Below are 15,789 nucleotides of genomic sequence, written 5' to 3' on the forward strand. Positions count from 1 at the left end.
TCCGGCCACAAGCAGGCCGACCCCGCAGCGGCACGCGACCGTTGCGGCGAAGTCATTCGGCCGTGGCTGTGGTCGGATCAGCAACGATCGGCACAGTAAGGTAGACATCGGATGTATCCGGATGCCTGACGAAAGGTGGTCGAGCGTGACCCAGCGTCGCCTGCCCCGGCCCAGCGAGCTCAAAGAGATCCTGCGGCCGAAGCCGATCGTGCTGAACCCGACCGATCGGCGCCTGGCCAGCGCGCACACGATCGCCGACCTGCGGATGCTCGCGCGCAAGCGCACCCCGCGCGCGGCGTTCGACTACACCGACGGCGCGGCCGAGCTCGAGGACAGCCTCCGCCGCGCCCGACAGGCTTACCGCCGCGTGGAATTCCAGCCCAACGTGCTGCGCGGAGTGTCCGATGTGGACACCAGCAGGGAGATCCTCGGGAAGCGCTCGGCACTGCCGTTCGCGTTCGCACCCACCGGGTTCACGCGGATGATGCAGACCGAGGGCGAGCGCGCGGTGGCTCGCGTGGCGCAGCGCAACGACATGCCGATGGCGCTCTCGACGATGGGCACCACGTCGATCGAGGACCTCGCGGCGGCGGCTCCGGACGCGCGCAAGTGGTTCCAGCTGTATGTGTGGCGCGACCACGGCGCGGGCGAAGATCTGATGAATCGCGCGTGGGAGAGCGGCTACGACACGCTCCTGCTGACCGTCGACACCCCGGTCGCGGGCCAGCGGCTGCGCGACGTCCGCAACGGGCTCACCATCCCTCCCGCGATCACGCTGAAGACGTTCGTGGACGGCGCGATGCACCCGGCGTGGTGGTTCAACATGCTGACCACCGAGCCGCTGAGCTTCGCGTCGCTCAACCGGTTCGGCGGCACCGTCGCGGAACTGCTGGACAAGCTCTTCGACCCGACGCTGAACTTCGACGACCTCGACTGGGTGCGCCAGACCTGGCCGGGGAAGCTCGTGATCAAGGGCGTGCAGAACGTCGACGACGCCCGTGAGGTGGTGAAACACGGCGCGGACGCGGTGCTGCTGTCCAACCACGGCGGCCGTCAGCTCGACCGCGCCCCGACGCCGATCGAGCTGCTGCCCGCGACGCTGGACGCGGTCCAGGACAGCGCCGAAGTCTGGGTCGACACCGGCATCCTGTCCGGCGGCGACATCGTGGCCGCGCTCGCCCGCGGCGCGAACGCGGTGCTGATCGGCCGCGCGTTCCTGTACGGCCTGATGGCCGGCGGCGAGCGCGGCGTGCAGCGCTGCGTGGACATCCTGCGCACGGAGATGATCCGCACGATGCAGCTGCTCGGGGTCCGGCGGGTGGACGACCTGCGCCCCACCCACGCGACGCTCCGCTGAGCCCAAAGTCCGTGAAGGGAACTCAGGGTTCCCCTCACGGACCTTTCAGCCCACGGTGGCGCAGTCGGCGTAATCCGGTATCCAGTGACGGACATCACGTCTCTTGCCTTCGGATCATCCGAGGGAGAAGACCATGTCCGTCACGCTGAACCGCCGCGCGCTGGCGATGCTGCGCGCGATCGCCGCCGGCCGAGCCGAACTCACCCGCAGCTGCGAACCGGACCTGAGGGTCGACGGCCTGCCCTGCTGTGACCAGACGACCGCGCACGACCTGGTGCGCGAAGGCCTGGTCCGCCCGGTGTCCGCCCTCGGCGGCGCGGTCGGGCAGTGGACGGAGGCCGAACTGACCCCGGACGGGCAGCTCGCGCTCGGCGCTTGAGGTCAGCGCGCCGCGGCGACGGTTTTCCCGCCGGCCACCGCGGTGCGCGCCGAGCGGTTCCAGGTGACCCAGCCGTGGACCACCAGCGCGGCGAAGACGAGGTAGATCGCGGCCGAGAAGTACAGGCCGGAGCGGATCTGCAGCGGCACGCCGATCGCGTCGACCACCAGCCACACGCCCCAGAACTCCACGAGCCCGACACCCTGCGCGGCGAACGCGACGAGCGTCCCGACGAAAATCGCGGCGTCCGGCCACGGCGCCCACGAGGCGTCGAGCGCTTGGAGCGTCAGCGCCATCGCAACCGTGCCCAGCCCGAACGCGCCGAGCATCACGGCCCGCTCGGTCCACCGGCCCTTGCGCACGACGACGCCGTACACCGGATCCGTCCGGCGATTCCAGGCCCACCAGCCGTAAAGCGAGATGAGCAGGATCGCGACCTGCCGCCCGGCGAGGCCCCCGAGGTGCGCGGACGCGTAAACGGAGAACAGCAGGACGGTCGCGCCGACCTGCACTGGCCAGGTCCACAGCGTCCGCCGCTGCGCGAGGAACACGACCGCGAGCGCGAACACTTGCCCGGCCAGCTCCGCGATCGAGATCCACTGGCCGAACACGGTCACGCCGTGGTGCAACAGGAAGTCCACGTCGGCACCCCTTCCGATCTACGCCTCCCAACATGCAACACGGAGCCTCCATTCCCGTGCCGATGTGAGACTGCAGACAGTCCCGCTGAGTGGACGCCGGACAGACCGAGGGGCCGCGCTGCCGAAGCAGCGCGGCCCCTTGGTCAAACCCGGTCCGCGGACCGGGGAACGGCCGTCAGCGAAGCCGCGGGACGGACTCGAATCCGGCCCTCGGCACGGCCTGACGCCAGCGAGTGTCCGCGGACCTCACCGGCCTCACCCTCCCGACTGGCACCGGCTCAGTGCTCCACGCGCCCGAAACCGGCCGGCGGGGTCGGCGGCTCCGGCGGGCGGCCGCCGTCCGCGGGCATCTGCCGGGTCTGCTCGCTCGGCTGCGGAAGGCTGCCCGACTGGGACTGCGGGTAGCCCTGCGTCCGGGCCTGCCCGGCCTGCGCGTGCTGTCCGCTCATCTGGCCCGGCTCCCGGGAGCCGTTGCCGGGGCCCGAGCCGACCTGGCCCTGCAGGTTGGCCAGCCAGCCGCCCCACCGCTCCTGGGCGGGCTTGATCAGGCCGCCGCCGAAGCCGACCACGATCACGCCGCCCGCGGTCGCCAGCACCGCGATGAGCACCGGACCGGTCACCGACGTCGCGATGTTAACCTGGCCCAGCGCCGCGATGATGCCGAACGCCATCACGAGCCAGTACGCGACCGTGCTGAGCAGCCGTCCCGCCGGACGGCCCGCCAGCGCTCCGGACACGACGTCCCGCACGACCTTCGCGATCGCCGCGGCCACGATGATCAGCACCACCGCGACCAGGATCCTCGGCAGGAACGCGATGATGTCGTTCAGCAGCTGGCTCACCGGGTTCGACTGCCCGAACACCCCGAACGCGAGCTGCAGCGCGATCAGCAGAATGAAGTAGTAGACGAGTTTCACGAGCACCGTGGTGGCGTCGAGATTCGCGCCCTTCACCATTCCGGTCAGGCCGGTCTTCTCCACCAGCCGCGTGAAACCGAGTTTTCCGAGAACGAGCCCGAGGGCTTTGGACACGGCTTTCGCGATCAGCCAGCCGATCAAGAGGATGATCAGAAAGCCCACGAGTTTCGGGACGAACGTGGCCACCAGATTCCAGGCCTGTCCGAGTCCGTCCTTGAGTTGTTCACCCACGCTGGCTCCCTTCGCCGCGGTTCGACGTGGATTCCGGCACCGTCCTGTCGCACCGGGTCGCAGGACAGGTACCCACTGCACCCGAGTGCTGTGCACCACGATCGAGTGAGACGACTGGCGCGGGAAGATCAAGCACCGCCATACTTGTCCTACCGGTGGGGACCGGGGAGACGAGGCCGCTCGGCGCAGCGAAAACCGCAAGCGCCGAGCGGCCTCGAACATTTTCCGCTCTTTATTGCCGCGCGGCGCCGCTTCCGAGACGAATAGGGTTCGGGTTTTCTCCGGCGTTCATCTGGCCTTCATGTTCGGGCGAATGGCGGAACGCCGACGGATTTGCGTCCCGGCCTGGGCGCGGTCGCGGAGATGTCCGGACGGGAATCCCGGCGGGGCGCGGTCTGTGCGGTGCGAATTCGCGCGGCTCGACGGTCGGCGACGGCGAATTGCGGATCTTCCGGCGGACCGTCGGATAACGGTGAAGCGGCAATAGCGCACCGGCGCCGAGGCGCGGGAAGCGGCGCGAAGGTCATTAACGCCGGGCACGGCGACCGGGCGGGACAGCAATGCGGGCGGAGCAATCGCGAGGGCGGAGTTCACGCAACTCACCCGTTGCCGCTAACCCACGTGGGTTAGGGGCTCCGCTTCCCAGGTCCCTCACCCGGTCGGAGCGTCCACCGAGAGTAGAGGCTCCCGGGACAGAACGGCGGGCCGCAGCATCCGCCGCGGCCCGCCGTAGGGAACTCCTCTGTCAGGCAGCGCTCAGCGCGTCCCGCAGCTTCACCTTCGCGCCGGTGCGCATCACCGCGTTGCGGTAGATCCGCGCGGCCAGCCAGATCAGCGCCGGGATGAGCGCGACCACCAGGCCCATCGACAGCACCGCCTCCCACACCGGCACGCCGCCCATCGCCAGCCGCATCGGCATCAACGTCGGCGCGAACACTGGGATCAGCGACAGCACCTCGGCCAGCGGGCTCCCCGGGTTCGACGGCAGGATCGAAATCCCCACCACGTACCCGGCGATCACGAACATCAGCGCGGGCATGGTCGCGCCGGCCACGTCCTCCTGCCGCGACACCAGCGCGCCCAGCGCGGCGAACACGATCGAATACATGAAGAACCCGAGCAGGTACCAGACGATCAGCCAGATCACGGTGCCGACCGCCGCGTTCACCGAGATCGTCAGCACCCCGAACCCGAGCCCGGCCGCGACGCCTGCCACGCCGATCGCCAGCATCTGGATCAGCCCGACGGTGCCGATGCCGAGCACCTTCCCGGCCATCAGCTGCCACGGTTTGATCGTCGACAGCAGCAGTTCGACCACCCGCGACGTCTTCTCCTCGACGACGCCCTGTGCCACGCCCTGGCCGTTGAGCATCAGCGACATGTAGATCAGGATGCCCGCGATGATGCCGAGCACCAGCTGCTGCCCGTTGTAGTCGTACGGTTTCTCGAGCGGCGGCAGCTCGTCGATCGTCGCCTCGGCGGTCGCCTGGCGCACCTTCGCCGGATCGCCGCCGAGGGACTCGATCTGCTGGTTGAGCGCCAGCTGCCCCTCGAGCACGGTGAACGTGTTCTTCAGCTTCGCGTCCAAGTCCTTCTTCACCTGGACATGGACTCGCTTCGCGTCCTGCACCAGCAGCGCGTCGATCGAGCCGTCCCGCAGCTTGTCCTGACCCGCCTTCTCGTTGGGCACCTGCTGCGTCGCGACGGTCTGGCCGATCGTCTTCGCCGTCGCGGTCAGCGGCTCGGCCAGCTGCGAGGCGGCCGGGACGTAGCCGACCGTCGCGTCGGCGCTCCCGCCGCCGTTGAAGAGCTTGCAGACCAGCGCCAGCCCGACGACGATCAGGACCATCACCAGCGTGGTGACGCGATAGGCCTTGGAATTGACCCGCGTGCTGATCTCCCGCCCGGCCACGAGGCCGACCGCGGAGAGCGGGCTCATCTGGACGTCGGACCCGGTCATGCCGCGGCCTCCTGGTGCTCGGACACGACAGAACGGAACAACTCGGTCAGCGACGGCAGTTTCCGGGCGAATTCCCGCACCGGGCCGGTCGCCAGCGCGGCGCGCAGCACGGCCTGGTCGTCCGCGCCGTCGGCCAGTTCCAGCTCGGTCACCGATCCCTTGCGGCCGATCACCGTCACGCCGGACAGCCCGGCCGCCCAGTTTTCCGGAGCCTCAGGCGCGTCCACGAGCAGCCGGGTCGTCCCGCCCGCGCGCAGTTCCGCCACCGTGCCGCACGCTTCCATCCGTCCACTCCGGACAATCCCGATCCGGTCGCACAGCCGTTCCACCAAATCCAGCTGGTGACTGGAAAACACGACCGGAACGCCCTCGGCCGCCTTCTCCTTCAGCACGTCGCTCATCACGTCGACGGCCACCGGGTCGAGCCCGGAGAACGGTTCGTCCAGCACAAGAATCCGCGGTTCGTGCACCAGCGCGGCGGCGAGCTGCACGCGCTGCTGGTTGCCGAGGCTGAGCTTCTGCACCTCGTCGTCGCGGCGTCCGGCAACGCCGAGGCGTTCGGTCCACCGCTCGCTCGACGCCTTCGCCGCGGCCGCGGGCATTCCGTGCAACCGGGCCAGATACGTGAGCTGTTCGCCGACCTTCATTTTCGGGTAAAGACCGCGTTCCTCGGGCATGTAGCCGATCTGGCGACGCGTTTCGTGCGTGACGGGCTCGCCCGCGTAGCGCACCTGGCCCGCGTCGGCGCTCAGCACGCCGAGCGCGATGCGCATCGTGGTCGTTTTGCCCGCCCCGTTGCTGCCGACGAATCCGAAAAGTTCCCCCGGCCGCACGTCGAACGTCATTTTCTCGAGCGCCACCACGGCGCCGTAGCGTTTGGAGATCCCGTCGATCTCCAGTCCGGGCTCTGGCATGGCCCGTCCCCCTGTTCTTTTTTCACCCGGGGTGATCCCCTACCACCCCGCTTGAGGATCCTAGGCACTTCGGCACGACGCCGCCCACCTCCCATGGTCGCCGCCGCATCCGCCTGAAGTTGCGGGCGGCGCGCGGCACGTAGGATCGGATCCGACATGGCCGACACCACGGGACGTCCCGCGCGCAAGCACCACGGGCTGTCCGCCAAAACCCTGCGCAGCCTGGAGCACGCCTCCGGGCGGCTGGCGAGCGCGAGCGTCGCGGAAATGGAACGCCGGCTGGTCTGGTTCGCGCGGCTGCCCGCCGACCAGCGCGCCAGCGTGCTGCTGATCACGCAGACCGGAGCCAGCGGATTCGTCGCGTGGCTGCGCGATTCGAAGGAAGCGCTGAAGCTCACCACCGAAGCGTTCCGCGACGCGCCGACCGAAGTGTCGCGCTGGATCAGCCTGCGCCAGGCCGTCGCGATGGTGCGGCTCGCGATCGAGGTCTTCGAAGAACAGCTCCCGGAATTCGCCGCCTCGGAAGCCGAACGCGCCGCGCTGATCGAAGGAATTCTGCGCTACGGCAGGGAAATCGCCTTCGCCGCGGCCAATTCCTATGCCGCCGCGGCGGAAGCGCGCGGTGCGTGGGACGCGCGCCTCGAAGCTCTCGTAGTCGACGGAATCGTCCGCGGCGACGCCGAGGAATCCGTCCTGTCGCGTGCTGCGGCACTCGGCTGGGACCCGGCCGCGGCGGCGACTGTAATGGTGGGAAATCCGCCCTCGGACGACCCGCCGACAGTGGTTTTCGACGTCCGCGCCCGCGCCGCACGCGTCGGCCGCGCGGTGCTGCTGTCCGTGCAGGGCTCGCGGCTGGTGATCGTGATCGGCGGCCCCACCGAAGGCGGGCCGAAGGAACGCGAGATCCTCGCCCGGATGTCGACGGTGTTCGCCGACGGCCCGGTCGTGGCGGGCCCGACCATGCCGACGCTGGCCGAGGCACACCACAGCGCGGCCGAGGCGCTGTCCGGATTGCGCGCGGTGGTCGGCTGGCCCGGCGCGCCGCGTCCGGTGCGGTCCGACGATCTGCTGCCCGAACGCGCGTTGTCCGGCGACCCGGGGGCGGAGCGGCTGCTGGTCGATTCGGTGGCCCGTCCGCTCGAGGAGGCCGGAGCGGCGCTGCAGCGCACGGTCGAGACCTATCTGGACACTGGCGGGGTGCTGGAACGCTGCGCGCAAACGCTGTTCGTGCACCCGAACACGGTCCGGTACCGGCTGCGCAAAGCCGCCGAACTCACCGGCCGCAACCCGACCGACGCCCGCGACGCGCTGGTGCTGCGGGTCGCGCTCACCGTCGGCAGGCTCGCCCGCGCCCGCGGGCTTTGGTAACCCGTTCGATACGCGACGCCGACGTCCGTGAGGGCCGCCCTGAGGGAATCTGATTCCCTCAGGGTGGCCCTCACGGACTCGCCGGGAGCGAGGAGCCGCACCCGGCGCTGCTGAGGAGCCTCAACGCGGCGTTCACCGCAACGCACCCAATGTCGCTTGGAGGCCATCGCGCGTCGAATGCGGCATCGGCACCGTCCGCGCCCGGCTCTTCCCGCGATCGGCGGAAGCCCCGCGAACCCCCGGCCCCCGGCACCCTCCTCGCCGGGGCGTGTCGGGTGACAGACTTCACGGCAAGCGCTGGTTGAATCCCACAAGGCGGATGGGTTAAGGGCGGGGTTCTCCGGCGGGTCTTTGGAGGTTTCCTCCAATTACGCCGCACGGACTTGGTGACCGCCCGCATCTGAAGCACCGACCCGTCCCGTGGTCTCATAGACAGCGTGACAGTTGCAGTCCTCTCCCCCGGCCAGGGTTCCCAAGCCCCCGGCATGCTCGCCCCGTGGCTCGAGCTCGACGGCGCCCGCGCGCGCGTCGAAGAGTGGTCCGCCCGGTCCGGGCTCGACCTGATCCGGCTCGGCACCGAGGCCGGAGCCGAGGAGATCCAGGACACCGCTGTCGCGCAGCCGCTGATCGTCGCGCTGTCCCTGCTGTCCTTCGAGCACCTGCCGGTTCCGGCGGACGCTCCGGTCGCCGGGCACTCCGTCGGCGAATTGGCCGCGGCCGCGATCGCCGGCGTGCTCACCCCCGCCGACGCGGTCGCGCTGGCCGCGGTCCGCGGCGCGGAGATGGCCAAGGCGTGCGCGCTCGAACCGACGTCGATGGCCGCGGTGATGCTCGGCGACCCCGAGGAAGTCGCCGCGTGGCTGGAAAGCCAGGGCCTCGCCGCCGCGAACCGCAACGGGGCCGGGCAGATCGTCGCGTCCGGGTCCGCCGCCGCGATCGAGAAGATCGTCGCCGAGCCGATGGAGGGCACGAAGATCCGTGCGCTCAAGGTCGCCGGCGCCTTCCACACGCCCTACATGGCCTCCGCGGAAGACGCCCTGCGCGAGCACGCCGCCGGTCTCTCCCCGGCCGATCCGACGCGCCCGCTGCTGTCCAACGCCGACGGCCAGGTCGTCACGAGCGGCGCGGAATACCTGCGCAGGCTCGTCGCCCAGGTGACCCGCCCGGTCCGCTGGGACCTCACCATGGACGGGCTCGTCTCGCTCGGCGTGGACCGCACCGTCGAACTGGCGCCCGCGGGCACCCTGACCGGACTGGTCAAGCGGCAGCTCAAGGGCGTCGTCACCACTACCACCGCGCTGAAGTCGCCCGCCGAGCTGGCGGCGCTGCGCGAGGAGGACGCCCAGTGACCGCCCGTCCCACCATGCGCCTGGCCCACGGCGCGCCCGCCGCCCGCATCCTCGGATTCGGCAGCTACCAGCCGGACCGGATCGTCACGAACGACGATCTGTCGCAGGTCATGGACACCAACGACCAGTGGATCCGCGACCGCGTCGGCATCATCGAGCGGCGGTTCGGCGAGAAGGACGACGTGCTGGTCGACTACGCCGTCGCCGCCGGGGCCGACGCCCTCTCCGACGCGGGCGTCGATCCGTCCGAAGTGGACACGGTCATCGTGCCCAACTGCACCATGCCGTCCCAGATCCCGAACGCCGCCGCACAGGTCGCCGCGCGGATCGGCGTGCCGAGCCCCGGCGCGTTCGACCTCAACGCCGCGTGCGCCGGATTCTGCTACGGCCTCGGCGTCGCCTCCGACCTCGTGCGCGCGGGCTCGGCGAAGAAGGTCCTCGTGATCGGCGCGGAGAAGCTCACCGACGTGGTGGACCCGACCGACCGCGCGAACGCGATCATCTTCGCCGACGGCGCGGGAGCCGCGGTGGTCGGCGGGTCCGACGAACCGGGCATCGGCCCGGTGGTGTGGGGCAGCGCGGGCGACCTCGTCGACCTGATCTACATGCGCGACCACCAGTGGATCTACCAGGAGGGCCAGTCGGTCTTCCGCTGGGCGACCACGCAGATCGCGCCGATCGCCCTGCGCGCGCTGGAAGCCGCCGGGCTGCAACCGTCCGATGTGGACGTGCTGGCCCCGCACCAGGCGAACCTCCGGATCGTCGAGTCGATCGCCAAGAAGCTGCGCGCCAAGGGGGCGCGCGAGGACATCGTGGTGGCCGACGACATCAAGTACTCGGGCAACACCTCGTCCGCCTCGATCCCGATGGCGCTGGACCACATGCGCAAGGCGGGAACGGCGAAAAGCGGCGACGTGGTGCTGGCGGTCGGCTTCGGAGCCGGGCTTTCCTATGCCGCGCAGGCGTTCGTCCTGCCCTGAGCGATACTTCCCCCGCGGGCGCCGTGCCCGCGAGCGGACCCGCAGAAGAACCGAGAAGGGAACAACACCGATGGCTGACAACACTGAGATTCTCGCCGGCCTCGCCGAGATCGTCGAAGAGGTCGCCGGCGTGGCTCAGGACGACGTCACCGCCGAGAAGTCGTTCGTGGACGACCTGGACATCGACTCGCTGTCGATGGTCGAGATCGCCGTGCAGGCAGAGGACAAGTTCGGCGTCAAGATCCCGGACGACGAGCTGGCCAACCTGAAGACCGTCGGCGACGCGGTGAACTACGTGTCCGCCAACTCGAAGTAAGTCCTCTTCGTACCCGGGCCCCGGTCCGGAGCCGACCCTTGGGGAGACTCCCATGAGCAACATCGACGTCGTGATCACCGGCATGGGCGCGACGACGCCGCTGGGCGGGGACGTCGCGTCCACCTGGGACGGTCTGCTGGCCGGCCGCAGCGGGATCAGCACGATCGCGGCGGACTGGGCGGAGGAGCTGGACTTGCCGGTGCGGATCGCGGCGCAGCTCGCCGTCGAGCCGACCGACATCCTGCCCCGGGTGCAGGCCCGGCGGCTCGACCGGTGCGAGCAGGTGGCGATCATCGCCGCCCGCCAGGCCTGGGCCGACGCGGGGTTCGCCGAGCAGACCGACGAGCACACCGATGTCGAACCGGAACGCCTCGGCGTTTCGATCGGCACCGGGGTCGGCGGGCCGGTGACCCTGCTGACCCAGAACGATCTGTTGCACAAGCAGGGTCTTCGCAAGGTGTCGCCGCTGACCGTGCCGATGCTGATGCCGAACGGCCCGGCCGCGCACGTGGGCATCGACCTGAAAGCCCGCGCGGGGGTGCATTCGCCCGCGTCGGCGTGCGCGTCCGGGGCCGAGGGCATCGCGAACGGCTACGAGATGATCCGGTCCGGACGGGCCGATGTCGTGGTCGCGGGCGGTTCCGAGGCGTGCATCCACCCGATCACCGTCGCCGGGTTCGCCCAGGCGCGCACGGTGTCGACGCGCAACGACGACCCGGCCGCGGCGTCGCGTCCGTTCGACGTGAGCCGCGACGGCTTCGTGCTCGGCGAGGGCTCCGGCGTCGTCGTGCTCGAGCGGGCCGACCGCGCGAAGGCCCGCGGCGCGCGGATCTACGCGAAGCTGGCCGGCTACGGCCTGACGTCCGACGCCTACCACATCACGGGCAACCACCCGGAGGGCATCGGGCAGATCGCGGCGATGCGCGCGGCGATGGCGATGGCCGGACTGTCCCCTTCGGACATCGGCCACGTGAACGCGCACGCGACGTCCACTGTGGTCGGAGACATCGGCGAGGCGGCGGCGATCCGGTCGGCGGTCGGCGAGCACCCGGTGGTCACCGCGCCGAAGGGCGCGCTCGGCCACCTCGTCGGCGGGGCGGGCGCGGTCGAGGGCATCGCGACGATTCTCGCGCTGTACGAGGGCATCGTGCCCGCGACGCTGAACCTCACCGAGCAGGACCCGAAGGTGCAGCTCGACGTCGTGTCCGGGGAGAACCGCAAGGTCGAACTCGCCGCGGCGCTGTCCAACTCGTTCGGTTTCGGCGGGCACAACACCGCGCTGCTGTTCACGCCGGCGAACTGAGTCCCTTTACGGTGAAGGGCCCCCGCGGAATTCCCGCGGGGGCCCTTCACCGTTTTCCGGCGGTCAGCACTGGTCGTGTTCGGTGGCGGTGCCGTCGACCGTATCGATCCGGTACGAGCCGTGCTCGAACTTCATCGGCAGCACCAGCCGCCAGTTGATGCACTCGTGCGGGAAGTCGACCGGGGCCTCGTTGAGCGACTGCGTGCTGGTGAACCCGACCAGCGCCCGCAGCGTGCCCTGCGCGCCCGGTTCGATGCGGTACAACAGGATGTTGACGTCCTTCGTCGACTGGAAGTTGCGGTGCCAGTCGACTTCCGGGGTCTTGCTGCGGCGCGCGTCGCTGACCGTCTCGGTCCAGGCGTCGTAGTCTTTTTTGTTGAGCGCGGTGAAGTAGGCCTGCAGCACGGTGCGGACGGCGTCGTCCTGCGGGTGGTTCTCGGCGTCCGGCGTGACCGCGACCTGGACCGAGCCGGACTTGTCGGCCGGACCGCCGCTGGTCGTGGCGGACGGCATCATGACCTGACCGTCGGTCGCACGAGGGGAATCGGGGCGGCGGTACAGCTCGCGGGCGAGCAGACCCCCGGCGACGGTGATGGACAGCACCACCACGAGCACGGGGATCAACCACCGCTGACGGGAGGGCGGGGCCGAAGGAACGCTCACCCGGGTGAGGGTACCGCGTTCGGTCACCCGACCTGGTGCAGCCAGGTGACCGGGGCGCCGTCGCCCGCGTGCCGGTACGGCTCGAGCGCCTCGTCCCAGGCCGCGGCGAGGAGCTCGTCCAGTTTGTGCGCGAGGGTTTCGCCGCCGCGGGTCATGCTGACGAGCGCGCGCAGCTGGTCCTCGCCCACGACGATGTCGCCGTTGGCGCTGGTGCGGCCGTGCCAGAGCCCGAGGCCGGGCGCGAAGCAGAACCGCTCGCCGTCGACGCCCGCGCTGGGCTCCTCGGTGATCTCGAAGCGCACCATCGGCCACGCCTTGAGCGCGCCGGCGAGTTTGCCCGCGGTGCCCGCGGGCGCGCTCCAGCTGCATTCGGCCCGGAGCTGACCCGGACTGGCCGGCTGGGCCGTCCACTTCAGCTCGACCCGGGCACCAAGGGTGCCCGAAATAGCCCACTCGACGTGCGGACATACCGCAGACGGCGACGAGTGGACGTACACCACGCCTCGGGTGCTGCCACGGGTGCTCACTGCTGACCTCCGCTTGTTCGACGAGGGACGTCTTCCCCTACGACCTCTCGAACCCTGCGCAGGTTGCGTAGCCTCCACGGCAACTCCCGACCTGTGTAGCACATTCTGCACCCCAACCGTGCCGTTTGGCCACACGAACACCACAAGTCGCAGCGGACGACCCATTGTGGTGAGCCACGCCGACGCGAGGGCGCGGAGCACGGTTCCGGCGGCCCGGCACGCTAGCGTGGTGCACCGGAAACGCTGCGGATTCGACAGGAGAGTTTCGGTGCGACTGGTCCGTCTCGGGCAACAGCCCTCGCGCGTCGCGGAAGACGTGCGGGCCGCACTGGCCTCCCTCGGCCGGGGGAGCACGGTGATCGGCGGCGTCGCGCTCGTCGGGGCCCGCCCGACCGGGGACCGTCCGGTCGAGGCGGTCGTGGTGCTTCCCGCGGGCGTGCTCGTGGTGATCGGCGTGGACCTGCCCGACCCGGCCCTGCGCCTCGAAGCCCCGCTGAGCGGACCGTGGAAAGCGGACGGCTGGCCCCTCGTCCACGGCGACGACGTCAACCCCGCGACCGAGGCACTCGACCTTTCCCAGGAATGCGAACGCCGCATAGCGGAACTCGGCGGAGGCCCGGTCGGCACGATCGTGGCAGTCGGCCCGTATGTCGAGACGGTCGACCAGCCGCCGGGCGACCTCGCGGGCCCGGTCCGGGTCCTGCACCCGACGCCGACGACCATGCTGGCGGCAACAGTCTCCCTGGCCACGGCCCGGCATCCGCGCTCGGTGGACCAGGCCCGGGCGTTGATCTCGGCGCTGGCACCGGACGCGCCGGAGCTTTCGGACGAGGTTTTGCGGGGGGAAGGGTTCGTTCGGTTCGCGGATGATGTTCCGGTTCCTCCTGGACCTCGATCTCCGGCGGGCTTCGGCGGTCCCGCTGCTGCTGGCGGCGGGGTTGCTGCGAACTCCGGGTCTGGGGCACCGAGCGTCTCCTCGCCCGGCGCTGCCGCGACGAACTCCGTTGCCTCGCCAAGCACGGCAAGCCCTGCTGTTCCCGCAGGCGCTGGAGCCAAGGCTGGCTCGAGTGCCGCGATGGGGGCGTCGAACAGCCCGACTGGGATCTCCGCGGGGACCGCGGCTGCCGGGCTCGGCGCTGGTGCGGCAGGCGCGGCGATGTCCGGTGCGGCCGCTGTGCCCGATCCGGCTGGGTCCGTCGCCGCCGGTTCCGGCGCACCGGGTTCGGGCAACGCCGTTCCTGGCTCGGTCCGGGCCAGCACTGCCGACTCTGGCACCGCCAGCTCCGACGCGGCCCCAACCGGCACCGTTCAATCGGCCGCCGATTCCGCCGCCAGCTCCACTACGGCCCAAACCCGCACCGTCGAACCGGTGGCCGGTTCCGCCGCCAGCTCCGGCGCGACTCAAACCCGTACTGTCAAACCGGTGGCCGGTTCCGCCGCTAGCTCCGGTGCGACCCAAACCCGCACCGTTCAACCGGCCCCCGCCAGCTCCGACGCGACCCAAGCCGACTCTGTCGGGTCGGGCGGAGCGGAGTCCGGCACCGTCACTCCCACTGCAACCCCGCCAGACACCTCCGAATCCGGTCCGGCCGGATCGAGCGCCGCCGGTCTCGGCGTGGCTGGATCCAACGCTGTTGACTCCAAGGCCGCGGCTGGAAAAACCGCCGCGGGTGCAGCCCCCGCGACCAGTCCGGGACCGCAAAGCCCGGGGAACGCCCAGGGGCTTCCCGTCTTCCCCGGCGCCGCTTCGGGATCCGCTGACTCCATGCCGTCGAAGGGTGCTGCTTCCCCCAGCAACCCTTCCGCCGCACCGAAATCCGGCCCTCCCCCGGTGCTGCGGCCGAAGATCATCGCGGTGCGGCCGCCCCGGCCGGAGATTCCGTCGATCGAGCTGGCATCGCTGTCCGAGGCGCCCACCGAATCGACTGACCCGCCCGAGGCTCCGACCGAGAAGATGCCGTCTCCGGCTAAGCCGCAGGGTGCCGGGCGTCCGCTCGGGGCCGTTCCGCCGGTCGTGCCGGAGAGTCCGCCGCGAGGTGCGCCTCAACCTGTGCGACCGGCTCCAGCCGTCGGAGCAACGGGGACAGCCGGGGCTGCAGTCGGAGCTGGGGCAGAGGTTCCCACCGCAGCAGGTGCGGGCGCGGCCTCTGGAGCCGGGCCGAACACCCCGCCCGCGCCGGGAAAACCGGGCTCCCGGACCGTCAAGTGGGTGCCCATCGCGGCGATCGTCTTGCTGGTCGCACTGGTGGTGTCGGCGATCGTCGTGGCGACCAGCGGCGGCGACGACACTGCCGCCGCACCGCCTGCCAGCAGTGCGCCGCCCAGCAGCGCGCCGAGCCCGGTGCCGAGCAGCGCCAAGCCGAGCGCCCCGCCGGCGCCGACTCTCACCTTCGAGCCCCGGGCGAACAGCGCCGACCAGAAGTGCGCCTCGCACGCTTTCGGGGACGTCCAGGCGAGTCTTCAGCAGACCAGCTGCTCCGCGGTCCGCCGCGCGAGCTACACCGCGCTCGTGGACGGGCGTCCGGCCGCGGTCACGGTCGCGGTGGTCGAGTTCCCCGATGCCGGACAGGCCAATCACCTCAAGCAGATCGCCGACAACCCGGGCGGCGGCGGAATCCTGGACGTCGCCACGGAGACCGGCAAATGGCCGTCAGGCCCGCCGCAGTTCGACGGTGCCGCCTACGCCAGCAAGGTCGACGGGAACGGCGTGCGGATCGTGCAGGCGGTCTGGCAACCGGGACCGTCCACTGCGGACGATCCCGGCCTGGCCCGCGCCGCGAAGGGTGCGCTCGACTTGCAGCTGCCGTCCTGAGCAGACGGCTCCGCGACTAGCCCTCCGTCAGCCAGGCCCGCCATTCGCCACGCACGACCCAGCGACAACCGC

The 15,789-nt window shown here is 70.7% G+C and carries 14 protein-coding genes; 8 read left to right on the plus strand and 6 right to left on the minus strand.

Features of this window, described 5'->3' with window-relative positions:
• The first annotated feature begins 145 nt into the window (after window positions 1-145).
• Together ACZ7OI_RS25515 and ACZ7OI_RS25520 are read left to right on the plus strand one after the other, a co-directional pair.
• Window positions 146-1,357, plus strand: coding sequence for an alpha-hydroxy acid oxidase (locus ACZ7OI_RS25515; RefSeq protein ID WP_470266702.1), 1,212 nt, complete (start codon window positions 146-148; stop codon window positions 1,355-1,357).
• A gap of 133 nt (window positions 1,358-1,490) precedes the next feature.
• Window positions 1,491-1,736 (plus strand): hypothetical protein, encoded by a 246-nt coding sequence (locus ACZ7OI_RS25520; protein WP_470266703.1) that lies wholly within the window; start codon window positions 1,491-1,493, stop codon window positions 1,734-1,736.
• Window positions 1,737-1,738: 2 nt separating this feature from the next.
• On the opposite strand, the gene ACZ7OI_RS25525 is transcribed toward ACZ7OI_RS25520, so the two are convergent.
• The 4 genes from ACZ7OI_RS25525 to ACZ7OI_RS25540 form a co-directional block, all read right to left on the minus strand.
• A complete protein-coding gene (locus tag ACZ7OI_RS25525) occupies window positions 1,739-2,377 on the minus strand; it encodes a nicotinamide mononucleotide transporter family protein (protein ID WP_470266704.1) in 639 nt (212 codons plus the stop codon).
• A 278-nt stretch (window positions 2,378-2,655) separates the two neighbouring features.
• The gene (locus ACZ7OI_RS25530; RefSeq protein WP_470266705.1) at window positions 2,656-3,525 is read right to left on the minus strand and encodes a mechanosensitive ion channel family protein; all 870 of its coding nucleotides are present in this window, start codon (window positions 3,523-3,525) and stop codon (window positions 2,656-2,658) included.
• Window positions 3,526-4,270: 745 nt separating this feature from the next.
• Complete coding sequence (locus ACZ7OI_RS25535; RefSeq protein ID WP_470266706.1) at window positions 4,271-5,485, minus strand: ABC transporter permease; 1,215 nt, start codon at window positions 5,483-5,485, stop codon at window positions 4,271-4,273.
• A complete protein-coding gene (locus tag ACZ7OI_RS25540) occupies window positions 5,482-6,399 on the minus strand; it encodes an ABC transporter ATP-binding protein (protein ID WP_470266707.1) in 918 nt (305 codons plus the stop codon). The genes ACZ7OI_RS25535 and ACZ7OI_RS25540 overlap by 4 nt, the downstream gene beginning before the upstream one ends.
• 156 nt (window positions 6,400-6,555) lie before the next feature.
• Between ACZ7OI_RS25540 and ACZ7OI_RS25545 the strand changes: the two genes are divergently transcribed.
• The 5 genes from ACZ7OI_RS25545 to ACZ7OI_RS25565 all read left to right on the plus strand — a co-directional run bounded on the left by ACZ7OI_RS25545 (window position 6,556) and on the right by ACZ7OI_RS25565 (window position 11,715).
• Window positions 6,556-7,767, plus strand: coding sequence for a PucR family transcriptional regulator (locus ACZ7OI_RS25545; RefSeq protein WP_470266708.1), 1,212 nt, complete (start codon window positions 6,556-6,558; stop codon window positions 7,765-7,767).
• 437 nt (window positions 7,768-8,204) lie between these two features.
• Window positions 8,205-9,116 carry an ACP S-malonyltransferase gene (locus tag ACZ7OI_RS25550; RefSeq protein WP_470266709.1) on the plus strand — a complete coding sequence of 304 codons (912 nt, stop codon included), beginning with the start codon at window positions 8,205-8,207 and terminating at the stop codon, window positions 9,114-9,116.
• Between the two features lie 14 nt (window positions 9,117-9,130).
• Window positions 9,131-10,096: a beta-ketoacyl-ACP synthase III gene (locus ACZ7OI_RS25555; RefSeq protein ID WP_470267150.1), complete on the plus strand. Its 966-nt coding sequence runs from the start codon at window positions 9,131-9,133 to the stop codon at window positions 10,094-10,096.
• Window positions 10,097-10,166: 70 nt separating this feature from the next.
• Entirely contained in the window at window positions 10,167-10,412 is a 246-nt protein-coding gene (locus ACZ7OI_RS25560; protein ID WP_037820481.1) for an acyl carrier protein, read from the plus strand.
• A gap of 52 nt (window positions 10,413-10,464) precedes the next feature.
• On the plus strand, window positions 10,465-11,715 hold the full coding sequence (locus ACZ7OI_RS25565; RefSeq protein ID WP_470266710.1) for a beta-ketoacyl-[acyl-carrier-protein] synthase family protein: 1,251 nt from the start codon (window positions 10,465-10,467) through the stop codon (window positions 11,713-11,715).
• A gap of 63 nt (window positions 11,716-11,778) precedes the next feature.
• Here the strand turns inward: ACZ7OI_RS25565 and ACZ7OI_RS25570 are convergent, their stop codons facing one another.
• Both ACZ7OI_RS25570 and ACZ7OI_RS25575 read right to left on the minus strand, forming a co-directional pair.
• Entirely contained in the window at window positions 11,779-12,378 is a 600-nt protein-coding gene (locus tag ACZ7OI_RS25570) for a hypothetical protein (protein ID WP_470266711.1), read from the minus strand.
• 23 nt (window positions 12,379-12,401) lie between these two features.
• Entirely contained in the window at window positions 12,402-12,905 is a 504-nt protein-coding gene (locus ACZ7OI_RS25575) for a DUF3145 domain-containing protein (protein ID WP_093576929.1), read from the minus strand.
• Window positions 12,906-13,173: 268 nt separating this feature from the next.
• On the opposite strand from ACZ7OI_RS25575, the gene ACZ7OI_RS25580 reads away from it, so the two are divergent.
• Window positions 13,174-15,717, plus strand: a complete 2,544-nt coding sequence (locus ACZ7OI_RS25580; RefSeq protein WP_470266712.1) for a hypothetical protein — start codon at window positions 13,174-13,176, stop codon at window positions 15,715-15,717.
• The last annotated feature ends 72 nt before the right edge of the window (window positions 15,718-15,789 follow it).

It is taken from the genome of Amycolatopsis sp. NPDC114503 (assembly GCF_055633655.1).